Below are 25922 nucleotides of genomic sequence, written 5' to 3' on the forward strand. Positions count from 1 at the left end.
TGTTCCAAAGGTAATAACCTAGAGGAGTGAACAGCGAGAAAGCAACACCAAAGAACGAGTTCAGCCTGGCCCTTGTCGGGGCAGGCCCACGCGGCACGAGCGTGGTTGAAAGACTCGCTAACTTGGCGTTGAAACTCCCGGCCCAAGGCACCGTCCTGAAAGTTACGGTCTTTGATCCCTTCCCTCCGGGCTCCGGCCACGTGTGGAACCCGAAACAGTCGGAGCATTTCCTGATGAACACCCCTTCATCATTTCCGACAGTGGCCCCCGAACGGTTGGGCGATGAACCGGGGTTGAGCTTTCGCCAGTTCGTCGCACTGCGCGGCGATGGACGCAAGCTCACCGATGAGCATGCCAAGCTGATCGGGCAAATTGAACCCGGCTCCTATCCGTCACGCGCAATCTATGGCGAGTACCTCGAGCACGTGTATGAGCGCAGCGCAGCGATATTTGCCACCCACGAGAATTTCAGCATCGAACATGTAGCCGCAGAAGTCGTTGCGGTCCGCCCCGTCGGCAACGCCTATCAGATCGATTTCCGCAGTAACCTGGAGGGTGCCGAAACCCGTCAGCTGGCCGCTGACGCTGTGGTGCTGGCCTTGGGCCACCAGCCGGCAGAACTGAACCCATGGCAGAAGCAGCTCAAGGAAGCTGCCTCCCAAGCCGGGGCCACCTACCTGCCACCGAATGTTCCAGCGGACCTCGACTACTCCCAGTTCAAGGAGGGCCAGCCTGCGTTGATCCGCGGGTTGGGCTTGAATTTCTTTGACGGCATGGCCGAGCTGACGGCAGGCCGCGGCGGGATTTTCCGTGAGGCCAGCACCGAGCCGGGGCATCGCCTGCAGTACATCGGCTCAGGCCGGGAGCCGGCACTGATCGTAGCTTCGCGCCGAGGTACCCCCTACTGGGGCAAGCCAGTAGTGGAGCAGTTCATTCCTGATGAAATTGAACTACGCTACTTCGACGCTCCGGAACTCATCGGGCGCCTTGCCGAAGCACGCGCCACCAACCCTGCCTCCTCCTTGGTGTTCTCACGCCAAATTTGGCCCAAACTGCACCGGGACATCTTGTTCGCCTACTACAGCACCTGCGCTCGCGCGCATGGTGCCCCGGAAGGTCTCGATGAGCGAGAATTCGTTGATCAGCTCGAAGCGATCCTCTCTGCGGAGCACCATGAAGGAAGCCAAGTGTGGCTTAGCGAACTGCGCAAGTTCGTCGGGCAGTTCCCGCAATTGCAGTGGCTCGATGTGCCAAAGCTGGCAAGGCCATTTGAAGAACTCGGGTTCAGCTCCGATGAGCAATACCAGCAGGCAGTACGCGACTACCTCGTGGGCAATGCCCGGCACAGCACCGGCGGGCTAGAAGACCCGTTGTCATGCGCCATCATGACGATGAATGCCGGACGCATGCTGGTCAAGGAGCTGATTGCTTCCGGCGTGATCGACGAGCAGTCGCGCATTGAAGAAATCCAAGCGCACTTCGAGCCACTGGTCGAAGGACTGTCCTCAGGCCCGCCGCTGGAACGCATTGAACAGCTGCTGGCGCTTTCGCGCGCCGGGATAGTAACCTTCCTTGGTCCGGACCCGGAGTTCGGCTTCGACGAGGTTTCCGAGCAATTCACCGCATCCTCGCCCTGGGTAGATGCGGAGGTGCACACTGCGAAGACCATGTGCGAAGCGATGATGCCCAGTAACCGCGTGCTGCAAAATAACGCGGCGCTGATAAAGCAGCTCTTGGGAGATCACGTAGCGCGCGTGCACACTTGGAAGAACACGGAAGGCGAAAGCCTGCCTGGATCCGGTTTCGACGTGGTCGGTGAACCATACCGTCTGGTCAACAGCGATGGGCTGGCGCACCGCGGGCTATTCGTGCTGGGATTGCAATTGTCATCAGCGCAGTGGGGGACCGCTATTGCCGCGCAAGCGGGCGACCTGCGCCACCCCGCGGCCCGAACCTTGCAAGACGCAGCCAACGTAGTGAACGAAGTGGCTCGCCTGGCGGGGCTGATCGCCAACGAAAGATTAAGCGCGGAGCAGCACTAAGCAGTTTGGCGGGCTGATCCATGGATCAGCCCGCCAAACTCGAAAAGCGCGGATGGTATGGGATTTGAACCCATGAGACGGGGTTGCCGCCTACTGGTTTTCAAGACCAGCTCCTTCGGCCGCTCGGACAACCATCCAACCCGAAAAAGTATACGGCATGAACCCCTGTTGAAAGGAATTGAAGGCTATGAACGACGTTATGAACGCCTATATCTACAACCGTGCCGGTGGGCCAGAAGTCCTTGAACTGGTCCAACGGCCAATGCCGGTCCCCGCAGCTGGGGAAGTGCTGGTCAAGGTCGAGGCCTTCGGACTGAACCGCGCGGATGTGCAGCAGCGCAAGGGAGTGTATCCGCCACCTCCCGGAGCCAGCGATATCCCCGGGCTGGAAGTCTCGGGCAGCATCGTGGAGATCGGCGATGGCGTCAGCGGATGGAAACCCGGAGCGCGAGTTGCCGCCCTGCTCGCTGCTGGCGGGTATGCGCAGTACGTCAATGTTCCGGCAGAACTGCTCATCGAAATCCCTGGAACGGTTTCGAGCATCGAAGCCGCCGGGTTGCCGGAAGTCGCCGCCACCGTGGTCTCCAACCTCTTCATCGAAGGCGGACTGGGCCAAGACCAGACGCTGTTGATCCATGGCGGAGCCGGCGGCATCGGCTCCATGGCCATACAGCTCGCCAAGGCCGCTGGCGCCCGCGTCATCGTCACCGCCTCCTCGGCAGAGAAATTGGACTACTGCCGTGCCCTCGGCGCCGACGAGGGGATCAACTACCGGGAAGAGGACTTTTCTGCATGCGTCAAGGAACTGACCGACGCCAGGGGCGTGGATCTGATCCTGGATGTCGTGGGCGCCAAATACCTGGGGGAGAACGTCAAGGCGCTCGCCGTCGGCGGACGGATGGTAGTCATCGGACTGCAAGGCGGAGCCAAGGGAGAACTGAACTTGGGCCTGCTGATGAGCAAGCGGGCGCGGATCATCGGCACAACTTTGCGTTCCCGCCCGCTGCATGAGAAGGCGGAGATCGTTCGCCAGACCATCACCCGCGTGATGCCGCTGCTGGAACAGGGGAAACTGGCACTGAACGTCACCAAGGCCTTTGCATTCCCGGAGCTGGCCGCTGCCCACGAATACTTCGATTCCGGTGAACATACGGGAAAAGTTGTCATAGAGGTTTAAAGCAGCGGGAAACCAGTTGTAAGGTGACTCAGTAGTCATTAATGCGTGACTAGCCTAATAACCGCTGGTCGCGCACATCACTTGCACTGTTCCTAGGAGGTTGCTCGATTTGAGTACCCAAAATACCTTGCCACCAGCGGGTGTCGATCCTGAGGTTGCCGAACGCGAAGAAAAGCGTTGGACCCCCGCCAAGATCGCCATCTGGGTTGCCATCGCGCTGGTTGGCGGAATCGCATGGTCGATTCTCGCCTTCTCGCGCGGGGAAACCATCAATGCCATCTGGTTCGTCTTCGCCGCTGTTGCGACCTACCTGATTGCCTACCGCTTCTATTCGAAGTTCATCGAGCGCAAGATCGCCAAACCCGATGATTTCCGGGCCACCCCGGCCGAATCGGTAAATAACGGCCGTGACTTCGTTCCCACCGATCGCCGCGTGCTCTTCGGCCACCACTTCGCCGCCATCGCAGGCGCCGGTCCGCTGGTTGGACCGATCCTCGCAGCGCAGATGGGCTATTTGCCTGGCACCATCTGGATTATCGTGGGCGTGGTGCTGGCCGGAGCGGTCCAGGACTATCTCGTCATGTTCTTCTCCATGCGCCGTGGCGGACGCTCGCTGGGCCAGATGGCCCGCGAAGAGCTGGGCCTGATCGGCGGCACCGCTGCCCTGATCGCCACCCTGGCTATCATGATCATCATTACCGCCATCTTGGCGCTGGTGGTCGTCAATGCACTGGGCGAATCCGCGTGGGGTGTCTACTCGGTGGGCCTGACCATCCCTATCGCCTTGTTCATGGGCATCTACCTGCGGTTCATCCGCCCGGGCAAGGTCCTGGAAATCTCCATCATCGGCTTCGTGCTGCTGATGTTCGCGATCATTTCCGGCCGCTGGATTGCCGAGTCTGCGTGGGGTGCCGAGTTCTTCCACCTGGATCGCACCACCATCGCCTGGGCCATCATCATCTACGGCATCATCGCCGCGGTGCTCCCGGTATGGCTGCTGCTGGCTCCTCGCGACTATCTGTCGACGTTCATGAAGATCGGCGTCATCGGCCTGCTGGCCGTGGCGATCATCGTCGTCCGCCCGGAAATCGATGTTCCGGCCTTCTCCGAGTTCGCTGGCCGTGCCGATGGCCCGGTCGTTGCCGGGCACATCTTCCCATTCCTGTTCGTGACCATTGCCTGCGGTGCGCTGTCGGGCTTCCACGCACTGATCGCCTCGGGCACCACGCCGAAGCTGGTCGAGAAGGAAAAGCAAACCCGCTTCCTGGGCTACGGCGGCATGCTCATGGAATCCATGGTGGCCATCATGGCGCTGGTTGCAGCGATTTCCATCGACCGCGGCATCTACTTCGCGATGAACTCTTCGGCCGCCGCTACCGGTGGCACGGTGGAAACCGCGGCGGCATTCGTGAACTCGCTGGGTTTGGCCGGCGTTAGCCTGGATCCAAACCAGCTGACCGAACTTGCCAATAACGTGGGCGAGAGCTCGGTTGTCTCGCGTACCGGTGGCGCTCCGACCCTGGCTGTGGGCATTGCGCACATCATGCACCAGTGGTTCGGCGGCACCGCGATGATGGGCTTCTGGTACCACTTCGCGATCATGTTCGAAGCACTGTTCATCCTGACCGCGGTTGACGCCGGTACCCGTGTTGCACGCTTCATGCTGCAGGACACCATCGGCAACTTCTTCCCGAAGTTCAAGGACACCTCGTGGCGTCCGGGCGTGTGGCTGTGCACGTTGATCATGGTTGCCGGCTGGGGCTACATCCTGATCCTCGGCGTGACAGATCCACTGGGCGGCATCAACACCTTCTTCCCGCTGTTCGGCATCGCCAATCAGCTGCTGGCTGCGATAGCGCTGGCCGTGGTGATGACCATCATCGCCAAGCAGAACAACTTCAAGTACCTGTGGGTCGTGGCTCTGCCGCTGGCCTTCACCGTGGTGATCACCTTCGTCGCGAGCTGGCAGAAGATCTTCTCCGCAGATACCAAGGTGGGCTACTTCGCCAACCACAACGCCTACAAGGAAGCTCTGGCCAATGGCGAGACTTCCCTCGGCTCGGCGGGCAGCGTCGAAGCCATGGAGGCCGTGGTCCGCAACACCGGTGTCCAGGGCTGGCTGTCCGTGGTCTTCCTGGTACTGACCGCCATCGTGCTGGTTTCGGCGGTTGTCGCAACCGCCAAGGCCAAGCAGAGCGGTGGTGGCAACAGCACCGAGGATCCTGCCGTGCCATCGAAGATGTACGCACCCGCCGGCTTGATCTCGTCGCCTGCCGAAAAGGAACTTGAAAAGGCTTGGAAGCAAATCCCTGCCGAAGCCCAAGTCCAGCGAGGCGGCCACTAGCCATGGCGACGCTTTTGGAACGCCTGGGGCAAGCCAAGAAGTTTGTCGACGGGGTGCTCGGGGCCGACAAGTACCAGCACTACCTGGAACACCACGAACGCAATCATCCTGGCGCCAAGCCAATGACCGAGCGCGAATTCTGGAAGGACTACACCGACTGGCAGGAAAAGAATCCTGAAGGGCGTTGCTGCTGAACGCGACTGGTACCGGCCGTGAGAACCATTGGCGAAAGCGGATGGGGCTCGCGGCCGGTTTCGTTTTATGTCGACCCCGCTGCCGGGAACACTGCGGTGATCCCGGTAGGCTAGAACCAGTAATTCATCGGAAACCACCGGCAGAGAAGTGTAATGGCGTTCTTTTCACGACTGCGCGCTGAGCGTGCTGCTGCTCGCGAACTTGGCGAGGGCGTCTGGCGTCGCGCCCATGACCGTTTCCAGCGGTCATTGGACCGGGTCTTCCAGGTGGTAGAGGGCATCAACGATGACCAGGTTTACAACCAGCTGGTCCGAGAAGCCAATGAGATGGCTGTGCTGTTGCCGACCGTGCGCCAGCTTTGCTGTGCGGCGCATCGGATCACCCCGAGCAATGACGACACGATCCCGCAGCTGACCTCTGCGGCGCATCGTTCGCTGACTAAGGCCGCCAACGATTTGGCGACGACCGCACAGGTCGTAGCGATGATGCGCATGCAGGCCGAAGCCGGCAAGCCGATCGATATCGAAGCCGTGCGCCATCGTGCCATGCTGGTGAAAGAAGACGTCAGCCGGGCCGTGCAATTGCTCGCTTCCAGCGAATAATTGGGTTTTCCCGATCGCTCGCGTGGTGTTCCACCGCGCAGGGCGCATCAGTGGACTAAATTAGTTGCATGACCCAAACAATTCCTGAACTGAAGTTCCTTGACGGAAACACCATCGACCAGCTTGGCTACGGCGTCTGGAAGGTCGCCGACGAGGACGCGGAAGCAGTCGTTGGCCAGGCCATCGACGCCGGCTACCGCCACATCGACACCGCACGCATCTATGGCAACGAAGCTGGCGTCGGCCGCGCAGTTGCAGCCAGCACCGTGCCACGCGAAGACCTCTTCATCACCACCAAGGTCTGGAACTCGGACCAGGGTTTCGAGAAGACCCTCGCCGCAGCGGATGCCTCGCTGGAACGGCTCGGCCTGGAATACGTCGACCTGTACCTGATCCACTGGCTGCAGCCCAAGCGCGGCACCTACGTGGATACGTGGAAGGCACTGATCCAGCTGCAGAAGGACGGCAAGGCCAAGTCCATCGGCGTTTGCAACTTCACCAAGGAAGCACTGGAAGAGCTCTACACCGAAACCGGCGTCCGCCCGGTGATCAACCAGGTCGAAACCCATCCGTACTTCCCGCAGGGCGAGCTGCGCGCCTACGAGGCCGAGCACGGCATCCTGCACCAGTCCTGGTCCCCGCTGGGCCACGGCGGCGAACTGCTCAGCGACCCAGTGCTGGTGGGGATCGCCAAGAAGCATGAAGCATCGGTGGCGCAGGTAGTCATCGCGTGGCATCTGGCGGTAGGCAACGTGGTCATCCCGAAGTCGACCACCGAATCGCGCATCGTCGAGAACTTCGAATCGCTGAACGTGAAGCTGGACGAAGAAGATCTGGCTGCCATCGCTACCCTGGACCGCGGAGCGGAAGGCCGTATCTCGGCTGACCCGGCAACCGCCGACTTCGAGTAAAGAACCTAGGCAGAACAGAAGGCTGCCGGTTTCTTCCGAAACCGGGAGCCTTCTGCCGCAACTGCCTTGTGCCTGGCCTCTAGCAGTCCAGTACGGTTGGTCCAGCGAACAGCGTATCGACGCCTTCGGCGTACAGAACCGAGTCAGGAGCTCGATCAGCGAGAGTGGCGAAACCGGCGGCACGCAGCAGGCCATCGTCGAATTCAACGAGTTGTGCAGGTTGCAGCGGCCACGGTTCATGGTGGTTCCGGCAGTGCAAGGTGCGCCCAAGATGCCGCTGGTGGAACGCCCACTGTGCCGATAGCGCGATGGCGGTCTGCGAACCCGGGGTAATTGGATCGGCACTGGCAGAAGCTTCTACCGGACGCACGACGATGCGGGAACGTGCGCTCGGATTTCCGATGCGCCGTGTTGCATAGCTGATCGTGCCGGCCTTCTTCAGGATCTTCATGGACGACCACTGGTACTTCAACCCGAAGACTGCCCGCGCCATGAGCACAGGTAGCAGGCGTGATGCTTCAAGGTTCAGGAATACCACTGCGCGGCGTCCTTGATTGTCAACGGAATAGAGGCGCACATTGATCTCCGGGAAGTCACCCAACCACGGAATCGCAGGACCGGAGAAGAACGCACTGCGCGACATCTGGAAAGCGACGAGGCCCACCCAAGCGCTGCCGTCGACAATATCTGGCCGGCATCCTTCGGGCATGTACGGCGCCACCTCATCCGGGCTAACCCGCCAATGCAGGAACGCTACTTCGCTCCACCGTTGGCGCATGATCGCGTTGCCGCCTAGCGATGGCGGTTCAGGGGAGTACTGCAAGGATTGCATCAGTTTGGAATTCCTTGGAAATTGCTGTCGAAGGCTTATACCGCTATTGCCGGTCGCGAACCGGGATCGATGATCTGCTGATCGCGGAGTGAAGAATCGTTTGCCGGCTCTGGCCTAATTGAATATCCAAAAGCGCCGTTGGGCAAGATGCGGGATAAGAATGGACTGCGTGGGAATCGAAGACCCCGGGACCAGTCATGAAAATCCATTGAAAATTGCGAAAACGAGTCCCCTGCCGGATTTGAACCGGCGACCGGCTCTTTACGAGAAAGACGAAAGCGATAATTGAGTGTTCCGCAAGGTGCTATTTGGCCTAGATATAAGGCTATTTAGGTTGTGGGGGCACGGCATCTCAGAATTTACCCGGCAGTGTGTGCATACATTTGCACACGCATTAGCCAGCACGTCATAGGACCGTTCGTACGCTAGCGCGTAGCGTCTTTTGAAGTTGCTCTCCTATCCTGTCCAGTGCTCTATGTAGACTCACCGTAAAACCGTTTGAAGAAAGTGCAGGCATGAAAGAAACAATATTCGCCCTAGTCTTTATGGCAGCGTGCGCGGTCGCTTTCTTCATCCCTGAACCATGGTGGATTTCGTTCCCGGCTGGCGTCATAGCCTTAGCCATAGGCGGTACCCTCCTAGTTCGGGCGTTGAAGGTGAAGCGCGCATGAAAAAGACACCGTTGATGATTTTCGCACTTGCCCTGGCTGTTGCGTTCCTGCCTATGCCGTGGTGGCTACGTCTCCCGTCTAGCCTAGTTATCATGGCCGCCGCAATCATGCTTGTAGTCAATGACAGAAGGACGGAATAGCCAGTGAAGAAAATGCTTGCCGCTGCTGTGGTGACCACTCTCGCTCTTGCTGGTTGCTCTGCGGGTAATCAATCGGCAGATGCCACGCCAAGCGCCACAGCAACGCACAGCGCGTCCACTAGTGCCGAACCTGCTGCGCTATCTGAAGCTGATATTGCAAAAGCAAAGCAAAGCGCTATAGATTCAGGTCGGCCCGAAAATGCATGGGATAAAAATTGCATTGCTTGGCAGTGGCCCGAAGCTAAAACCAAAGGGCAAGCATGGGCTAATGAGCTTGGCAAAGAGTGGCTGAAATACCGAGGTGTCGATTGTCCAGACGCTATTGTCGTTCCTTTTTACGACATCACTTCATTTGAGCCGGGAAAGAATGGCGAACTGGTAGTGAACTATTCAGGGGATCCTCAATGGGATGGTGAAGGTCTAATGGCGGCTCAGGAAATCATGGCAGACCTCTCGAAATTAGATTTGGACCCGAAAATGGTTGTAGTCAGGTACGAGCAGAACGGGCTCGAAATGACCTCAGGCCAGCAATAGATTTAAACGAAAAATCGCCCCCATCGTTGGCGGGGGCGATTTCATGTTAGTTGCGAATGATGTTTTGGATCCTTTGTATCTGGGCGACAAACTGCGTAGAGGAATTCCCGCCGCGCGGGTATGGATTCGGGTAGGCCTTGCCAACCGTCTTGTTAGTGGCGTTAACGGCTCATAGGTAATCCTGAAGGCCGTTTCGGAGTGCCGCCCAGGTCATGCTGCCCGCGTTCCGTCAATGTTTTCGAGGGTTCCGTGGATGAAAGATGCAAAGTCATTGGCGCTAGCCCCTTGCTAACGACGGTCTTTGACATTCTCCAGCGACGCGTGGAGCCATTGGGCTATACCCCGATCAATCAACATCAAAAATTCATGGGTTGAAGTCCGAGGTGTGGCAGTAGAACAAGGAAGCGTCAAAACCGATGCTTCTAGGTCATCCGTTGAGATGGACTTGGATGTAGTCGATGCCCTTATATGCTGGAAGATTAGCCAGATTGAAGAACGCGATGTCTTCACGATGCCTACCCGCCAACCTTTGAATCCCTTCCTACGTGGCAGAGCTCTTCGCAAAGCTACGCGTGGCGGCGGGCGCGCCCGCTCCCACATTGCACGGACTGAGGTATGAACACGCGGCCCTCATGGCGCAAGCTGGCGTTGATGTGATGATCATTCCAAAGCGACTGGGGCATTCGAATATTGTGGTCACGAGTAGCTTTTACGGCCATTTCATGTCGAATGCCTCGCGCAATGCGGCGTCTAAGGTGTCGCAACGGATGGATGCTAAGAACGATGATGTGCACACATTGCACACACAAGACGGTTTTTGGGCGCAAAAAACGCCCCTGCCAAAATCAATAATGATTCTGACAAGGGCGTTAGGCCGAGCCCCCTGCCGGATTTGAACCGGCGACCTGCTCTTTACGAGGGAGCTGCTCTACCCCTGAGCTAAGGAGGCCTGTACCTGCAAACAGGCACCACGTCACTTTATCCGAGGAATTGTCTGAACGTCAAAACGGCGACGACATCATCAAGCCCAATCAGCACCGGGTGCCGGCTTCGGGGACTTTGCCGTCAATCAGGTACTCATCCACCGCTTTGGTAATGCATTCATTGGAGCGTCCATATGCGGTGTGGCCATGGCCTTCATAGGTCAGCAGGGTCGCGTTGTCCAGCTGCTGCGCCAATGCCTCAGACCATGCGTAGGGGGTAGCTGGATCGCCGACGGTGCCAATGACGAGGATCTCATTCGAGCCTTCCGCGTCGAGGACTTCAGGCTTGCCAGTGGCGTCGTGGTCCCAGGCCTCGCAGGTGATGCCGCCATAGGCGAGATACTTGCCCAAGGTCGGGGCCGCACGCATCAACTCTGTTGCTTCGGCCTGCATCGCTTCTGGACTGGCGTCCATTGGACGGTCCAGGCAATTGATGGCGGTGAAAGCATCGGTGGAATTCGATGCATACGTGCCGTCGCCCTCGCGGTCCGCCGAGAGATCCGCGAAGCCGAGGATCATATCCACATCCGCGTCGTTGACGGCAGCGTTCATCGCATCGGTCAAAATGGGCCAGCTGGAATCGTCATACAGCGGCAAGATGAAGCCGTTGATGAAGTCGATGATCGGCACTGCACGCCCGTCGCTGGCGGTCATTGGTTCGTTCTCCACCTGCGCAAAGAACTGCTGCAGCTGCACCTTGGCCTCTTCAACGGTTCCAGTGAACGGGCACTCACCGCTTTCAAGGCAATTGGCGAGCCACGCGTCGATCTCCTTCTCGAAGCCAACGGCCTGGGCCAAGGTGAGGTCCGAAGCTGTGCTGGTTGGATCCATGGCGCCATCGAGTACGAAGCGACCCACATTCCGGGGGAACAAATCAGCGTAGGTTGCTCCGAGGAAAGTTCCATAGGAGAAACCGAGGTAGTCCAGCTGTGCATCACCGAGCACAGCACGGATCACGTCCATGTCCTTCGCTGCCGAAACGGTATCGACGTGGCCTAGGAGATCGCCGGTATTGGACGCGCAGTCAGCTGCGTAGTCCTCGGTATCCTCGACAATTTCGTCCTGGTCTTCAGGAACCCAAGCCCGCAGGTTTTCCTGGCGTCCCTCATCGGTCTCGGCACCGCTTTGGCAGGTGACCGGGGAGCTTTCTCCCACGCCTCGCGGATCGAACCCGATGACGTTGTAGGCGCGCTGCAGGTCAGCGCTGAACATGCCTGGTACCGAGGACGCCACCAGATCCAGGCCGGATCCGCCTGGGCCGCCGGGGTTTACCAGCAAATTGCCTGTCGCCCCGTCCACGGCGCGGCGGTTCAACGCCAGATCAATGCTCTCGCCTTCGGGATCGGCATAGTCCATCGGAACCTCTATGGTGGCGCATTCGATGATGCTGCCGCATTCTTCCCAATCGAGGTCTTGGCTGTAGAAGGATTCCAATCCTTCCGGTGTACTGGCGTTGGGCGCGGACTGCGACGCATCCGATGCGCCGGACTGCGAATCCGCTGTAGTGGAAGAGCAGCCGGCCAGGGTCAAAGCCAGAGCGGTCCCCACTGCGGCCAAGCGCATCATCGGTGAGCGTGCAGGCACTTTTAGTGTCTCCTTGTGATGGGTTAACGGCGTCCCGGCTGAGGCAGCAAACGGGTCATGAGTGCTTCCAGGGCCATGAGCTGGTTGACGTTGGCAGCCAAGCGGCTGCGCGTTTCATTGATGGCATCAAGCTGGGCCAAGGACTTCTCGCTGGACTGTTCCGCGGCGAAACGTTCGAGCTGCTCGCGCAGGTGCTCGTTGATCAGCTCAATTCCGGTTTTCAGCTGGATGCTCAAAACATCGCGGAAGAATGTGGTCAGGTCTGTCAGGGTACGGTCCAAGGCATCGAAAGCCGCACGCCGAGCGAATCGCTTGGCATCATCCTCCAGCGCCTTGAACTGTCCACGCAATCCAGCGGGGATGTTCTCCTCTGGACCCAAGCCGTTGGCGTGGCGCAGCTGGGCAATCTTGTTCTGCAGATCGGTGCCGGTAATGTTCTCGGCACGCTCGCTGGCCAGTTTGGAAATTTCTGCGGCAGCGGCCATCGCCTGCGGCAAGGTGGTGGTGCGCAACGGCAAGGTAACGACTTTTTCACGCTGGATGCGTGCTTGCTCGTCACGGGCCAGCAAACGGGCTACGCCAATGTGGGACTGCGAGACACGGGCAGCGAACAGCGCCTGTTCCGGTTCCAGCCCGTCACGGCGCACCAGAAGATCCGCAACATCCTGGGTGGACGGCACGGAGAGATTTACCGCGCGGCACCGTGAACGAATGGTCACCAGAACATCTGCAGGAGACGGGGCGCTCAGGATCCAGACCATCTTGGCGGGCGGTTCTTCAATGGCCTTGAGCAGCACGTTGGTGCTGCGCTCGGACATGCGGTCGGCATCTTCGATGATGATGATGCGCCAGCGGCCGGTGCCAGCACTTTCCTGTGCACGGGTAATCAGATGGCGGACGTCAGCAATCTGGTACTCGAATTTGTCGGTGGATACGAAGGACACATCCGGGTGCTCCGAATTCATGACCATTTTGCAGTTGGCGCACTGCCCGCAGCCGGCCGGGGCCTGGGTGCACTGCAAAGCTGCCGCGAAAGCCCGCGCCGCGGTGGTACGGCCCGAACCCGGGGGACCGGTGACCAGCCAGGCATGGGTCGGGTTGCCGCGATCAACCTCAGCGGTCAACGTGGCAATGACACGTTCCTGCCCGGCAAGTTCTGCGAAGACTGGCCGGGTCACAGCAAGCCTGCCAAATGCTGCGCAACCGACTGGTGCAGCTGCTCCACGCTGGCGGTGGCATCCAGGACCAGATAGCGCTGCGGATCACGGGCCGCCAAGTCGAGGAAGGCGTTGCGGATGCGTTCATGGAAATCATCCGGCTCGGATTCCAAGCGATCCGAATCCTCCACGCCGCCGCTGGCCGCAATGCGCCGGGCACGTCCTTGCGCGGCGGAGATATCAAGAATGATGGTGGCATCCGGCTTCAGTCCGCCGGTTGCGAAGTCGTTGATCGATGCGACGGCATCAAAGCCGAGGGCACGGCCCATGCCCTGGTAAGCCAGCGAGGAATCAACGAATCGGTCGCAGATGATGTGGGTTCCGGCATCCAGCGCGGGGGAGATGACCTGCTGGACATGGGCGGCACGCGCCGCCGAGTAAATCAGGGCCTCGGTACGGGCATCGATCTCGCCGTGGCCGTGTTCGAGCACCAAGGAACGCAGCTCTTCGCTGATCTGGGTTCCGCCTGGCTCACGGGTAGTGGTGACCTTGGCGCCACGGGACTCCAGCCACTGCTGGGCCAGGGCGACCTGCGTGGACTTCCCAGCGCCGTCACCGCCTTCAAAAACGATGAACAAGCCACGGGTTGGGGTACTCGATTCGATACTCACCCCACTAGCCTATCCAAGGACATTTAAAGATGTGCGTTGCAACGGCAGGATGTGCAACGAAAATGCACCCAGTGTGGTGGATCAGTCAGATGAAATGTAGTGAAATCCACCGGCTGGCAGCGTCAAAGGAAGCGTAGAGTTTTTTCCATGAACCCCCGCACCGCAGAATCAGGCGCCAATCCGGCCTGGGATCCGAAAACTTTGCTCGTTGCCGGTGGGCGTCCGGCCCATGGGTACGATGCTCCAGTCAACCACCCGGTGACCTTCACCTCGACCTACCACTCCAAAGGCCAGGCGGTGCCGGGTGAACGCGTATATGCGCGCTTCTCCAATCCGACCTGGGATCCGTTTGAAGAAGTACTGGGCCAGCTCGAAGCGGCAACGCTGCCTGCCCTGGTGTTCTCCTCGGGCATGGCAGCTATTGCCGCCGCACTGAGCATCGTGCCAGAGGCCGGCGTGCTGGTGATGCCGCAGCATTCCTATAACGGTTCGCTGGCGTTGAGCGCAGAGCTGCAAGAGGCGGGACGGCTGCGCATTCGCCCGGTGGATATTGCCAACACCGAAGAAGTGCTCGCTGCCTTGGAGGGGGCCGATGTGCTCTGGGTGGAATCGCCAACCAATCCGATGCTGGAAGTTGCCGACCTGCCGACCCTGCTGGCTGCCGCCAAAGCGAAGAACGTCGTGAGCATCGTGGATAACACCTTTGCCACCCCACTGCTCCAGCAGCCGCTGGTCCACGGTGCCGACCTTGTAGTGCACTCGGTGACCAAGTACCTGTCGGGCCACTCGGACGTGATCATGGGCGCGCTGGTCACCAGCGACGAGCAGCTCCACAGCCGCCTGCATGGGTACCGGACCTTGCATGGCGCGATCGCCGGCCCGATGGATACCTTCCTCGCATTACGCGGGGTGCGCACCATGGCCGTGCGCCTTCAGCGTTCGCAGTCAAACAGCCAGGTGCTGGCAGAACGCCTCGCGGCACATCCCAAGGTGCAGGCCGTACGCTACCCGGGACTGCCCAACGATCCGGGCCACGCACGCGCTGCGGAACTCATGGGCGGGTTCGGGTCGGTGATCGCCTTTGAAGCGGGAAGCACCGCCGAAGAAGCAGACCGGGTACTGGAAGCCTTCCAGCTCATCACCGGCGCTACCTCGCTTGGAGGCGTGGAGTCCCTGGCCGAGCGTCGGGCCCGCCACGCTTCGGAGCCGGCCAGCGTCCCGGCCAGCCTGATCCGACTGTCAGTAGGCATTGAAGAGGTGGAAGACCTCTGGGCCGATCTGCAGCAAGCGCTGGACCGGCTTTGATGCCCGCGGGCGCTGATTTCCGCGCGTGGCACAGCGCCCATCATTTGCGCCAAAAAGGTAGAGTACAAGCATGAACATGTTGCGCATGGCCCAAATAATCGAGTACTACATGATGATCGCTTTGAGCATTGTCATCGTTGCGCTCGCCGTCTGGGCTTTGGTTGATTGCCTGCGCCATGGCGCAGATCGTTTCGCCCAGGAAGGCAAGCGCACCAAGGGGTTCTGGCTTGGACTGACCGTCGCCAGCACCGCCGTGGCACTGCTTGGCATCTTCAGCCAGGGCGGAATCGGCTTCCTGCAGCTGATCGGCGCCTGCATCGCCTGCGTGTACCTCGCGGACGTCAAGCCTGCCGTCAGCGGCAAGGGCGGCGGCTGGTACAACTACTAGGCGTGCCAAGGCACCAAGTTTTCCCGAAGACCTGCATCCGCATCTTGGCGGACTGCAGGTCTTCGCACTTTAATCACGGGCCTTAACTTTCGCACGAGCCGGCTTGCGCATTGGTTAGGATGGATTACATGAGCCACACTTTGATTTTGCTTCGCCACGGACAGAGCGAATGGAACGAAAAGAACCTGTTCACCGGTTGGTACGACGTATCGCTGACCGAGAAGGGCCGTGCTGAAGCTGCCCGCGGCGGCCAGCTGCTGACCGAAGCTGGCTACAAGCCGGAGGTGCTTCACACCTCCTTGCTGACCCGCGCCATTGTTACCGCGAACCTGGCCCTGGAAGCCGCTGGCCGTTCGTGGATCCCGGTGAACCGCGACTGGCGCCTGAACGAGCGCCACTATGGTGCGCTGCAGGGCAAGGACAAGGCGCAGACCTTGGCCGAGTTCGGTGAAGAGCAGTTCATGGAATGGCGTCGCAGCTACGACACCCCGCCACCAGCACTGGATGATTCCTCGGAGTTCAGCCAGATCAACGACGAGCGCTATGCGGCGTTGGGCGACTCCGCCCCACGCACCGAGTGCCTCAAGGACGTGCTGGATCGCATGCTTCCCTACTGGGAGAACAACATCAAGGCCGACCTGTCGGCAGGCAAGACCGTCATGGTCACCGCCCACGGCAACTCGCTGCGTGCGCTGGTCAAGCACCTGGATGGCATCAGCGATGAAGACATTGCTGGCCTGAACATCCCAACCGGCATCCCGCTGGTCTATGAGCTGGATGACAACTTCCAGCCAATCACCAAGGGCGGAACCTACCTGGATCCAGCAGCCGCTGCGGACGCCATCAAGGCCGTTGCCAACCAAGGCCGCAAGTAGGATACGCTTTTCGGCGGCATCGAGGCTGCTGGCTACTCGCCAGTAGTTCGCGATGCCGCCGTCCGCTTGTTAACGCCGAGGTAACGCCAAGCATCCGGCTGTGAGCGAAACAACTGCGCACGATTGTATTTTTGGCATTAGTATGCTGTAATCTCCTATTTCGAATAGGCTCAATGGCTCACGTTAGGAATGCAATTCGTGGCAACTGATTACGATGAAGTCCGCCCAGACGTTGCTGAGGCACGTAAGGCTTCTCTGGATGCGGTGAAGTCCGCAAACGCACCGGACGCCAAGTCGGTGGTGCGCGAGCTCGACGAGACCGACCACACCGATGGCATGGATCTGCCAGGTGCGGATCTATCCAACGAGGAATTGACCGTTACGGTCATTCCGCAGAAAGACGACGAGTTCATTTGCGGCTCGTGCTTCTTGATTCGCCACCGTTCGCAGCTGGTGCGCGAAGAGGGCAATGTAGGCTTCTGCGTCGAGTGCGAAGGCTAGAAGCCCGCTAGACGCTGGCGCCACTTGCGCGCCAACAACCTGCGAGGGCAGTCCACCGATCGGTGGACTGCCCTCTGCTGGTTTAACGGGCTGGATTCCCCGGATGGGACCGGACTCCAACGGCGGTCCCTGGGCTGCCCAGCGCTGCGTCGTGCGTCCGCTGGCATCCTGCCGGGGCAATGGCTGGATGTGCGCTCACCGGGAGCGCGTGGAGCTGCATGGCCGGACGAGGCGCAGCACTGCCATGCCAACGGGGCCGCGGGCCACCGCACGGTACCCAGTTCGCGCCGCGATGCGAAAGGCTCCCCGGACCCCGGACACCCAGTTTCAGTGCTGAATGAGCTGGAGAGCAAAAATGGCGCCTGCCATCCGGTGGTACCGGATGGCAGGCGCCAGGGCGCAGCCTTATAGCTTAGGTCCGCGGACCTAGATCTCGGTGGGGTCCCATTCGCCGGTCACCAGATAGGTGACCTTGCGAGCTACGGACACACCATGATCGCCGAAGCGCTCAAGGTAGCGGCTGGTCAGCGATACGTCCACGGTGGTGGGTGCATTGGCATCCCAGTCGTCGGCCGCGACCAGGGTGAAGACGCTGGAGTGCAAGCGATCCAGCTGGTGGTTCAGCTCGATAATTTCGGTAGCGATCTGCAGATCGCGGGTGTCGAGCAAACGCGCAACGGCCTTGGCGATGTCAATATCGATCTTTGCCATCTGGGCAAAGGTGTCGGAAATCCTGGCTGGGATTGCCGGGTTGGGGAAGCGCAGGCGGGCCAGCTGCGCCAAGTGGCGTGCCAAGTCGCCCATGCGCTCCAGCGAAGCACTCATGCGCAGCGAACCGACGATCATGCGCAGATCGCTGGCTACCGGTCCCTGCAAAGCCAAGGTATCGATAGCGCGCTCATCGAGCTGGTTCTGCAGGAAGTCGATCTTCGCGTCCGCTGCGATGACTTCCTGGGCCAGGTCGACGTCGACGTTGGCTAGCGAATCCCAAGCTCGATCCATTGCGGTTGCGACCTGGTTGGCCATCTCAATGAGTTCTTCGCCAATTTGCTGCAGGTCTGCTTGAAATACCTTACGCACAGCAGTTCCTTTCGAGTGTCGGTATCCATGCCGGATGGTGGACTGCCGTGGCAGCCAACCGCCCCGAAACAGTTTTGTGGCATGGTGGAGGGTCTTGCTCCAGCTTGTCAGCGGGTGATTAACGAATATGCCACGAAAGGTGAACGTTTGGTGAACAGCGCGCCGAAATCGACTAAATCACGTCATTTAGGGCCGGTGCCACCCAAAGGTGAAGCTAGTCTAAAGATGTGAACGAAGTGATCTCGACTCTTATAGCCGGCGTCCTCGGCCTGGCTCTGGGGATCGTTGGCGTCATCGCCTTCCGGCTTTCCCAGAACCGCTCCTCGAAGCTGCCGCAGGTCGACGAACCCGTGCTCCCCGAGGGAGCCGCCGCCGTCCTGTCGGTCATTGGACGCGCCTTCGTGATCCTTGATGACGTCGACGGGGTGGTCCGGGCCAACCCCGCTTCCTACGCCTACGGACTGGTGCGAGGACACACGCTCGTCCACAACGAACTGCTCTCGCTGGTGCGGCAGGTTCGCGCCGACGGCGTGATTGCCGAAAGCCAGTACGAGCTGCAACGCTCCACGCTGGGTGCCGGGCAGCTGATTGTCCATGTGCGCGTGGCACCGCTGGGCGACGAGTACATTCTCCTGCTGGCCGACGACCGTACCGAAATCACCCGTACCGAAGCGATGCGCAACGACTTCGTGGCCAACGTTTCCCACGAGCTGAAGACTCCGGTCGGCGCGATCGGCCTGCTGGCCGAGGCCATTACCGAGGCTGCCGATGACCCCAAGGCGGTACGCCGCTTCTCCACCCGGATGGACAAGGAATCGCGGCGCCTGGCCGCCCTGGTCCAGGACATTATCGAGCTCTCCCGCCTGCAGGCATCCGATGCCATCGTGCAGGGCCAGGAAGTGAATATCGACAGCGTCGTGGCCGAGGCAGTTGACCGCAGCCACCTGATTGCCGAGGAAAAGGGTATCGCCATTACCGTAGGCGGACATCTCGAGGAGCCGATCCTGGGCGATGCGGACCTGCTGATGACTGCGATCCGCAACCTGATCGATAATGCCATCCGCTACTCCCCGGAGAACACCACGGTAGGCGTGGGCATCCGGCAGCGTGATGGCTATGCGCAGATCTCGGTCACCGACCAGGGACCCGGGATTTCGGCCGAAGAGCAGGAACGCGTTTTCGAGCGCTTCTACCGCGTGGACTCCGCACGTTCGAGGCAGACCGGGGGCACGGGCCTGGGGCTGAGCATCGTCAAGCACGTGCTGGCCAACCACGGCGGCGAAGTGTCGCTGTGGTCGCAGCCGGGCCACGGATCCACATTTACCCTAAGACTTCCCCTAGCGGACGAAGAACCGGCGACCAGCAATGTGCTTGCCGGCCAGACGATGAAGGAACGAACGATCGAGACGAATGCGTCCGATCGTGAAGGAGGACGCCGATGACCCGCATATTGATCGTTGAGGACGAGGAATCGCTCTCTGACCCGCTGTCCTACCTGCTGGAACGCGAAGGTTTCGAAGTCCGGATCGCCGACGACGGCCTGAAGGCCGTGACCGAGTTCGAACGCCATGGCGCAGACCTGGTGCTGCTGGATCTGATGCTCCCGGGCCAGCCCGGAACCGAGGTGATCCGCCAGATCCGCCTGAACAGCCAGGTCCCGGTCATCATGCTCACCGCAAAGGACTCGGAGATCGATAAGGTCGTCGGCCTGGAGCTCGGCGCCGACGACTACGTCACCAAGCCGTACTCCTCCCGCGAATTGCTGGCCCGCATCCGTGCTGTGCTGCGCCGCCAGGGCGAAGGCGAAGAACTGATCAGCAATGTGGTCACCGCCGGTCCGGTGCGAATGGACGTGGAACGCCACGTGGTCTCGGTCGACAACACCGAGGTATCCATGCCGCTGAAGGAATTCGAGCTGCTGGAAATGCTGTTGCGCAACGCCGGTCGAGTGCTCACCCGAGGCCAGCTGATTGACCGCGTCTGGGGCAGCGACTACGTGGGGGACACCAAGACTTTGGATGTGCACGTCAAGCGCCTGCGCTCCAAGATCGAGGTCGACCCGGCGGTGCCCGAACGCCTGGTGACCGTGCGCGGGCTGGGCTACAAGTTCGTGGTCTAAAGCCAAAGAGCCCGGATACGCCAAGAGCCTCGGACAGAATCTTTCGATTCTGCCCGAGGCTCTTGTTTTGTCTTGCGCGAAGCTTAGTGGCCCGAAGTGGAGTGGGTCTCTTCTGGAATCAGGTGCTCGGTAACCGACTGGTCAGCACCGCCTGGTACGAAGTCGCGGTATTCAGCCAGGGTGCCATCGACAACTGGAACGCTGAATTCCACGTTCTCACCGGCAACGGTGAAGACCGAGTCGGCGTGTTCGCCAGCTGCAATGCCCATGTTCTTGATGATCTGCTGGTTCTTGTCTTCTTCAAGCTTGATGGTGCCGTCTGCAGGAACCTGGATGGAGACAGGTGCTGCGTTGTCAGCCTTGACCGACAGGGTCAGCGCGGAATCGCCGGCGTTGACTACGGAGCCGATCAGGCGGGCTTCAGTGTCGTCGCTGTTGGTGACGAACATCAGGTTGCGGACCTTTGCGTCTGCGACATCGACGTTGACGCCATCGCTGGCGGCGTAGTCGGTGTTGGTGGCCTGCTCGTTGATGGCGCCACAGCTGGTGACACCGAATGCCAGGGCAGCCACAGCGAGGGACGCGGCAATGCGACGTCCAGCGGTCATGCGTGCGGTGATCACGACACTAACTCCTCGGTGAGAAAAATGAGTTGCTTCGGTTCGTGGTCTGCTTAATCGAATGCATCTAGGGCAGGCGCAATCGAAAATTGGACCACGATTACCTCTAAGCCTAGCTGTTTTTCACGCAAAGACGCGATTTAGCGACGTGCAACACACGCATTTCGACAAGTTGTAGACAACCGATGCGGGGAAGGGGGTTGGGGCGCAGTCGACTGCCCTACCTTCTTCATAGCATGTTTCTCTTGCAAGTGGAAGAGGCATTTCCGCGTGAATTCGCGGTTATATGGGGCACAGTCGCAGGATCCGGAATAGCAAACATGGTAGACTAGGGCGTGGGAAAGGGGTTTATCCACATGGTTTTTGAGGTTGGCGAGACTGTTGTCTACCCGCACCACGGTGCCGCGATGATCGAAGAGATCAAGATGCGCAAGATCAAGGGCGAAGAGAAAATGTATCTCAAGCTCAAGGTGGCTCAGGGCGACCTGACCATCGAGGTTCCTGCTGAGAACGTTGATCTTGTTGGCGTACGTGACGTGGTAGGTCAGGAAGGCTTGGACCATGTGTTCGATGTCCTTCGTGCTGAATTTACCGAAGAGCCGACCAACTGGTCGCGCCGCTACAAGGCAAATGTCGAGAAGCTCGCTTCCGGCGATGTCATCAAGGTTGCAGAAGTAGTTCGCGACTTGTGGCGCCGAGAAAATGACCGTGGTCTGTCGGCAGGCGAAAAGCGCATGCTGGCAAAAGCTCGCCAGGTATTGATCAGTGAATTGGCCTTGGCCAAGGATCTGGACGAGGCCAAGGCAGAAGGCCTCTTGGACGAGGTTCTGGCTTCGGCCTAGCCCCGTTCCGGTAACGCATCGCCGTGAAACGCTCCCAAGCGTTTCACGGCTTTTGGCGTTAAAGCGGCCAAGGCCGAACCGCGCGGCACGATAAGCTGGGCGCTGTGAAGCAAAGCGAAGTGCATAACTCAAGCCTGATCCTCGTGGCTGCTGGAATGGGAACCCGCCTCGGCGCTGGCCTTCCCAAGGCGATGGTCCAGGTGGCCGGAAAATCCCTGGCTGAACATGCCGTGGACCGGGCGCTGGGAATTCCGCAGATCACCGAAATCATCGTGGTTACCCCGCCGCAGGACGAACGCCTGGCCGCGGCCATGGCGCAGTACGGGGACAAGGTGCGCACCGTGCCCGGTGGCGCCAGCCGCGCCGCGTCGGTCCGTGCCGGCTTGGCTGTAGCCAGTTCCGCCGCCACCAACATTCTGGTCCATGACGCCGCCCGTGCTTTTGCCCCGGCGAAGCTGCATGAACAAGTGCTTGGCGCTCTGGCCGACGAGCAGTGCAACGCCGTCATCCCGGCGCTGAACGTCACCGACACCATCTGCGTGGTGGAGCTCGATGCCGCCGGCGAGCACGAAATCATCAAGGAAACCCCGGCACGTTCCATCCTGCGCGCGGTGCAAACCCCGCAGGGCTTTGACGCGCAGCTGTTGCGCGATGCCCACGCCCAACTGGATGGCTGCACCGAGGCAGAACTGGAGAAGGTTACCGACGACGCGTCGATCGTGCGGGCTTTCGGAGCCGAAGTCCATGTGGTGCCGGGATCGCAGCAAGCCATGAAGGTCACCTATCCCGGAGATCTCGACGCGGCAGGCAAGCTCGCGGCGAACCAGCCCGCGGCCACCCCAAGCGCAAAGGAAGAAACCATGATCCTGCCACGAGTCGGCAACGGCATCGATGTTCACGCGGTCAGCGAAGACCCGACTCGCGAAATGTGGCTGGCAGGACTGCACTTCCCGGAAGACACCGGGCTTTCGGGCCACTCCGATGGCGACGCGGTAGCGCACGCGGCCTGCGATGCGCTGTTCTCCGCGGCGGGCATTGGCGATCTGGGCACGCACTTCGGGGTGGACCGACCGGAATTCGCCGGGGCCAGCGGTGTGAGCCTGATTGCAGAAGCCGCCCGCCTGGTGCGGGAGGCGGGATTCGAAATCGGCAACGTCGCGGTGCAGTTCGTTGGCCGCCGCCCGCGCTTTGCCGCGCGCCGCGAAGAAGCCAGCAAAGTGCTGAGCGAGGCTATCGGCGCCCCAGTCAGCGTCATTGCGACCACCAGCGACGGGCTGGGCTACGAGGGGGAAGGCAAGGGCGTGACAGCCTATGCCACCGCACTGGTCTACCCGGTATCGGGCTAGGCCCCTTGGCGCAACCGCGGGGCTTCGATCATCGAGAGTGTCACAAGTGAAGTACAAAGGGTGCATCCATCGGATAACCTTAAAGGCGTGAGCCTGCGATTCTATGACACCAAAACAGCATCCGTACGCGACTTCCAGCCATTGGCGGAAGGCGAAGTCAAGCTGTACTACTGTGGCGCCACCGTGCAGGGCATGCCGCACGTGGGCCACGTCCGCAGCGCCATTGTCTTCGACCTGTTGGTGCGCTGGCTCGAATACCGCGGCTTTGCCGTCACCACCGTCCGCAACGTGACCGACATCGATGACAAGATCCTGGAGAAGTCGGCGAAATCCTTCGCCGAGGACTTCGAGGCGGATGCCCATTACAAGCCGCGCGAAGAATGGTTCGCCCTGGCGTACCGCTTCGAGCAGGAATTCGCACGGGCTTACGAGGCTCTGGGTGTCCAACGCCCGACTTACGAGCCCCGCGCGACCGGCCACATCACCGAAATGCATGAGCTGATTGCACAGCTGATCGAACGCGGCCATGCCTACCCGGCGGCCGACAGCTCCGGAGATGTCTATTTCGACGTGCGCTCCTATGAGCAGTACGGCGCACTGACCCGCCAGAAGATCGAAGATATGCAGGACGCGCCGGATTCGGATCCGCGCGGCAAGAAGGATCCACGCGACTTCGCGCTGTGGAAGGGCTACAAGGGCACCGATCCGTTGACCGCTTCCTGGCCAAGCCCCTGGGGACGCGGCCGCCCGGGCTGGCACCTTGAGTGCTCGGCGATGGCTGGCAAGTACCTGGGCAGCGAATTCGACATCCATGGCGGCGGACTGGATCTGCGCTTCCCGCACCACGAGAACGAAATGGCCCAGTCCAACGCGGCTGGCCACGGCTTTGCAAACTTCTGGATGCACAACGGCATGGTCACCTATGAGGGTGAGAAGATGTCCAAGTCCATTGGGAACACCATTTCCCCGGAAGAAATGCTCGCGCTGGCCGACGCCCGCGTGGTGCGCTACTTCCTGGGCCAGGCGCAGTACCGTTCGATGCTCGACTACCGCCCGGACTCGCTGACCGAAGCGGGGGCAGCGGTCGAACGCATCGACACCTTCATCTCCAACGCGCGCTACCGCCTGGGTGCCGTCGCCGAGTCGATCGTGGCCACCGGGGTTCCGGAAGCTTTCGGCACCGCGATGGATGATGACCTGAACGTTCCAATGGCGCTGGCCGCGCTGCATGAAACCGTGCGGCTGGGCAATGCATCCTTGGATAGCCGTGACGACGCTGCCACTGCCAAGGCCTTGGGCCAGGTCTTGGCCATGACCCAGGTATTGGGCCTGGATGATGCCGGCAGCAATGAAAGCTCGAAATCTTCTGCAGAGCACGCAGCCCTGGATCAGCTGATCCAGGCCCAGTTGGCTGAACGCGCCGAAGCACGCGCTGCCAAGGACTGGGCACGCTCCGACGCCATCCGCGATGCGCTGGCATCCGCTGGCATTACCGTGGCGGACTCGGCCGATGGCGCTCGCTGGACTCTGGACAACTAGTCGCGAACACGCGCGGCACCAACGAACTCAAAACTAAAGGACATGAACCAATGAACAAAAAGGGCCCAACCAAGGGTAGTGGTGGCAAGGGACGTCGTTCCCTCGAGGGCAAGGGCCCGACCCCCAAAGCGGAGGACCGCCCGTACCACAAGGCTTACCGTGCCAAGCAGCTCTCTGAGCGCTCGGCCGCCAAGCGCAGCACCGGCCGTCGAACCGACCGCATCAAGGTCAACGCCGAGTTCGTCACCGGCCGCAACTCCGTCGTTGAGGCGCTGCGCGCCGGCATCCCTGCCAAGGCGCTGCACGTTGCCATCCGCATCGACGTCGATGACCGCGTCCGCGAATCCCTGAAGCTGGCTGCCGAGCTGGGCATCCCGCTGATGGAAGCATCCAAGCCCGAGCTCGACCGCATGACCGATGACGCGATCCACCAGGGCATGGCCCTGCAGATCCCGCCATACGAATACAAGGATGCAGTCCAGCTGGCTACCAAGGCCATCAAGGACTTCGACAAGGGATACACCCGGACCCAGCCGCTGTTCCTGGCACTGGATGGCATCACCGACCCGCGTAACCTGGGTGCGATTGTCCGTTCGGCCTCGGCCTTCGGCGCAGACGGCGTGATCATTCCAGAGCGCCGCAGCGTCGGCATGACCGCTTCGGCATGGAAGACCAGCGCCGGTGCAGCTGTACGCGTACCAGTAGCCAAGTGCAGCAACCTGACCAGCGCACTGAAAGAAATCAAGGCTGCTGGCATTTTCGTGATCGGCCTCGACGCCGGTGGCGACATGGAGCTTCCGAACTTCGAATTGGCTACCGGCCCGCTGTGCATCGTGGTTGGTTCCGAAGGCAAGGGCCTGTCCCGGCTGGTCCGCGAAAACTGCGACGCCATCGTTTCGATTCCAATCGACTCGGCAATGGAATCGCTGAATGCTTCGATGGCTGTTGGCATCTCGCTCTACGAGGTATCGCGTTTGCGCGCTGGACAGTCCAAGTAGTCTCCAAGCACCGTGAAGGGGCCATAACTTTGCCAAGGCAAGTTATGGCCCCTTTTCATTGGGGTGACCTGCTTCATAACAACAATTTTCCGTTGTTTTTAGCCGATATTCACCTTGGACCGCAGGGAATCCGCATGATTCCGGGGATTCTGCGCAGGAAAGCATGGAAACTGGCCGATTTTGCGTCGTGGCTGAACCCGTGTAGAGTTTTATCTCGCGCCGCTGATCCGGACAGCCTGAAAGGGCGAAACGGAAACGGCGGGGTGAACAAGACTGAAACGTCGAGTTGACAACAGTCAACTTGGTGGTAGGCTTGTAAAGTTGCTCCGGAGCGAAGCAGTCATCGATGGATTGATGGTTGTGGTGTCGAGAGTGTTTGTTGTTTGAGAACTCAATAGTGTGCCAAGTTTGTTGATACCGAATATTTTTATTTGGTGAATACATAACATTTGCTTGAGGCATTGCA

The 25922-nt window shown here is 60.2% G+C and carries 25 protein-coding genes and 2 tRNA genes; 18 read left to right on the forward strand and 9 right to left on the reverse strand.

Annotated elements, in window-relative coordinates:
• The first annotated feature begins 26 nt into the window (after positions 1–26).
• The gene (locus ACIOTN_RS11295; protein WP_402735376.1) at positions 27–2042 is read left to right on the forward strand and encodes an FAD/NAD(P)-binding protein; all 2016 of its coding nucleotides are present in this window, start codon (positions 27–29) and stop codon (positions 2040–2042) included.
• A gap of 49 nt (positions 2043–2091) precedes the next feature.
• On the opposite strand, the gene ACIOTN_RS11300 is transcribed toward ACIOTN_RS11295, so the two are convergent.
• Positions 2092–2179: transfer RNA gene (locus ACIOTN_RS11300), tRNA-Ser, on the reverse strand.
• 62 nt (positions 2180–2241) lie between these two features.
• Here ACIOTN_RS11300 and ACIOTN_RS11305 point away from each other — a divergent pair.
• From ACIOTN_RS11305 to ACIOTN_RS11325, 5 genes are all read left to right on the forward strand, one after another.
• Positions 2242–3219 (forward strand): NAD(P)H-quinone oxidoreductase, encoded by a 978-nt coding sequence (locus ACIOTN_RS11305; RefSeq protein ID WP_402735385.1) that lies wholly within the window; start codon positions 2242–2244, stop codon positions 3217–3219.
• A 109-nt stretch (positions 3220–3328) separates the two neighbouring features.
• Positions 3329–5563 carry a carbon starvation CstA family protein gene (locus ACIOTN_RS11310; protein ID WP_388024215.1) on the forward strand — a complete coding sequence of 745 codons (2235 nt, stop codon included), beginning with the start codon at positions 3329–3331 and terminating at the stop codon, positions 5561–5563.
• 2 nt (positions 5564–5565) lie between these two features.
• The gene (locus ACIOTN_RS11315; RefSeq protein ID WP_073707480.1) at positions 5566–5757 is read left to right on the forward strand and encodes a YbdD/YjiX family protein; all 192 of its coding nucleotides are present in this window, start codon (positions 5566–5568) and stop codon (positions 5755–5757) included.
• A gap of 153 nt (positions 5758–5910) precedes the next feature.
• On the forward strand, positions 5911–6360 hold the full coding sequence (locus tag ACIOTN_RS11320; RefSeq protein ID WP_105662501.1) for a hypothetical protein: 450 nt from the start codon (positions 5911–5913) through the stop codon (positions 6358–6360).
• A 68-nt stretch (positions 6361–6428) separates the two neighbouring features.
• Positions 6429–7271, forward strand: coding sequence for an aldo/keto reductase (locus ACIOTN_RS11325; protein WP_133835068.1), 843 nt, complete (start codon positions 6429–6431; stop codon positions 7269–7271).
• 79 nt (positions 7272–7350) lie between these two features.
• Here the strand turns inward: ACIOTN_RS11325 and ACIOTN_RS11330 are convergent, their stop codons facing one another.
• On the reverse strand, positions 7351–8103 hold the full coding sequence (locus ACIOTN_RS11330; protein ID WP_133835067.1) for a YqjF family protein: 753 nt from the start codon (positions 8101–8103) through the stop codon (positions 7351–7353).
• A gap of 814 nt (positions 8104–8917) precedes the next feature.
• Between ACIOTN_RS11330 and ACIOTN_RS11335 the strand changes: the two genes are divergently transcribed.
• Positions 8918–9448 (forward strand): hypothetical protein, encoded by a 531-nt coding sequence (locus tag ACIOTN_RS11335; protein WP_402697417.1) that lies wholly within the window; start codon positions 8918–8920, stop codon positions 9446–9448.
• Between the two features lie 545 nt (positions 9449–9993).
• Positions 9994–10344, forward strand: coding sequence for a tyrosine-type recombinase/integrase (locus ACIOTN_RS11340; RefSeq protein ID WP_402735377.1), 351 nt, complete (start codon positions 9994–9996; stop codon positions 10342–10344).
• Here the strand turns inward: ACIOTN_RS11340 and ACIOTN_RS11345 are convergent.
• The 4 genes from ACIOTN_RS11345 to tmk form a co-directional block, all read right to left on the reverse strand.
• Positions 10326–10397, reverse strand: a tRNA-Thr gene (locus ACIOTN_RS11345). The genes ACIOTN_RS11340 and ACIOTN_RS11345 overlap by 19 nt on opposite strands.
• An 82-nt stretch (positions 10398–10479) precedes the next feature.
• Positions 10480–12015, reverse strand: a complete 1536-nt coding sequence (locus ACIOTN_RS11350) for an alpha/beta hydrolase (protein ID WP_332728480.1) — start codon at positions 12013–12015, stop codon at positions 10480–10482.
• Between the two features lie 23 nt (positions 12016–12038).
• Positions 12039–13193 (reverse strand): DNA polymerase III subunit delta', encoded by a 1155-nt coding sequence (locus ACIOTN_RS11355; RefSeq protein WP_402735378.1) that lies wholly within the window; start codon positions 13191–13193, stop codon positions 12039–12041.
• Positions 13190–13843: a dTMP kinase gene (gene tmk, locus ACIOTN_RS11360; protein WP_105662506.1), complete on the reverse strand. Its 654-nt coding sequence runs from the start codon at positions 13841–13843 to the stop codon at positions 13190–13192. The genes ACIOTN_RS11355 and tmk overlap by 4 nt, the downstream gene beginning before the upstream one ends.
• Before the next feature lie 147 nt (positions 13844–13990).
• Here tmk and ACIOTN_RS11365 point away from each other — a divergent pair, with 147 nt between their 5' ends.
• From ACIOTN_RS11365 to ACIOTN_RS11380, 4 genes are all read left to right on the forward strand, one after another.
• Positions 13991–15148, forward strand: coding sequence for a trans-sulfuration enzyme family protein (locus ACIOTN_RS11365; protein ID WP_402735379.1), 1158 nt, complete (start codon positions 13991–13993; stop codon positions 15146–15148).
• A 70-nt stretch (positions 15149–15218) separates the two neighbouring features.
• Positions 15219–15536: a DUF2516 family protein gene (locus ACIOTN_RS11370; protein WP_105658787.1), complete on the forward strand. Its 318-nt coding sequence runs from the start codon at positions 15219–15221 to the stop codon at positions 15534–15536.
• 128 nt (positions 15537–15664) lie between these two features.
• The gene (locus ACIOTN_RS11375; protein WP_105658786.1) at positions 15665–16411 is read left to right on the forward strand and encodes a phosphoglyceromutase; all 747 of its coding nucleotides are present in this window, start codon (positions 15665–15667) and stop codon (positions 16409–16411) included.
• A 198-nt stretch (positions 16412–16609) separates the two neighbouring features.
• A complete protein-coding gene (locus ACIOTN_RS11380) occupies positions 16610–16912 on the forward strand; it encodes a DUF4193 domain-containing protein (protein ID WP_038993831.1) in 303 nt (100 codons plus the stop codon).
• A gap of 426 nt (positions 16913–17338) precedes the next feature.
• On the opposite strand, the gene phoU is transcribed toward ACIOTN_RS11380, so the two are convergent.
• Entirely contained in the window at positions 17339–17992 is a 654-nt protein-coding gene (phoU, locus tag ACIOTN_RS11385) for a phosphate signaling complex protein PhoU (RefSeq protein WP_133835063.1), read from the reverse strand.
• A gap of 227 nt (positions 17993–18219) precedes the next feature.
• Here phoU and ACIOTN_RS11390 point away from each other — a divergent pair, with 227 nt between their 5' ends.
• Together ACIOTN_RS11390 and ACIOTN_RS11395 are read left to right on the forward strand one after the other, a co-directional pair.
• Positions 18220–19434: a cell wall metabolism sensor histidine kinase WalK gene (locus tag ACIOTN_RS11390; RefSeq protein WP_388024205.1), complete on the forward strand. Its 1215-nt coding sequence runs from the start codon at positions 18220–18222 to the stop codon at positions 19432–19434.
• Entirely contained in the window at positions 19431–20111 is a 681-nt protein-coding gene (locus ACIOTN_RS11395; protein ID WP_105658784.1) for a response regulator transcription factor, read from the forward strand. The genes ACIOTN_RS11390 and ACIOTN_RS11395 overlap by 4 nt, the downstream gene beginning before the upstream one ends.
• 83 nt (positions 20112–20194) lie before the next feature.
• Here ACIOTN_RS11395 and ACIOTN_RS11400 read toward each other — a convergent pair whose 3' ends face one another.
• Positions 20195–20734, reverse strand: coding sequence for a hypothetical protein (locus tag ACIOTN_RS11400; RefSeq protein ID WP_105658783.1), 540 nt, complete (start codon positions 20732–20734; stop codon positions 20195–20197).
• A gap of 353 nt (positions 20735–21087) precedes the next feature.
• On the opposite strand from ACIOTN_RS11400, the gene ACIOTN_RS11405 reads away from it, so the two are divergent.
• From ACIOTN_RS11405 to rlmB, 4 genes are all read left to right on the forward strand, one after another.
• A complete protein-coding gene (locus ACIOTN_RS11405) occupies positions 21088–21573 on the forward strand; it encodes a CarD family transcriptional regulator (RefSeq protein ID WP_038993823.1) in 486 nt (161 codons plus the stop codon).
• A gap of 119 nt (positions 21574–21692) precedes the next feature.
• A complete protein-coding gene (gene ispD / locus ACIOTN_RS11410; RefSeq protein WP_286134371.1) occupies positions 21693–22919 on the forward strand; it encodes a 2-C-methyl-D-erythritol 4-phosphate cytidylyltransferase in 1227 nt (408 codons plus the stop codon).
• 87 nt (positions 22920–23006) lie between these two features.
• Complete coding sequence (cysS, locus tag ACIOTN_RS11415) at positions 23007–24458, forward strand: cysteine--tRNA ligase (protein WP_105658781.1); 1452 nt, start codon at positions 23007–23009, stop codon at positions 24456–24458.
• 50 nt (positions 24459–24508) lie between these two features.
• Positions 24509–25456, forward strand: a complete 948-nt coding sequence (gene rlmB, locus ACIOTN_RS11420; protein WP_105658780.1) for a 23S rRNA (guanosine(2251)-2'-O)-methyltransferase RlmB — start codon at positions 24509–24511, stop codon at positions 25454–25456.
• A 42-nt stretch (positions 25457–25498) separates the two neighbouring features.
• On the opposite strand, the gene ACIOTN_RS11425 is transcribed toward rlmB, so the two are convergent.
• The coding region (locus ACIOTN_RS11425; RefSeq protein WP_402735380.1) for a hypothetical protein at positions 25499–25922 on the reverse strand (424 nt) is incomplete at its 5' end.

The sequence above is a fragment of the Glutamicibacter sp. NPDC087661 genome (genome assembly GCF_044743275.1).
GTDB lineage: Bacteria > Actinomycetota > Actinomycetes > Actinomycetales > Micrococcaceae > Glutamicibacter.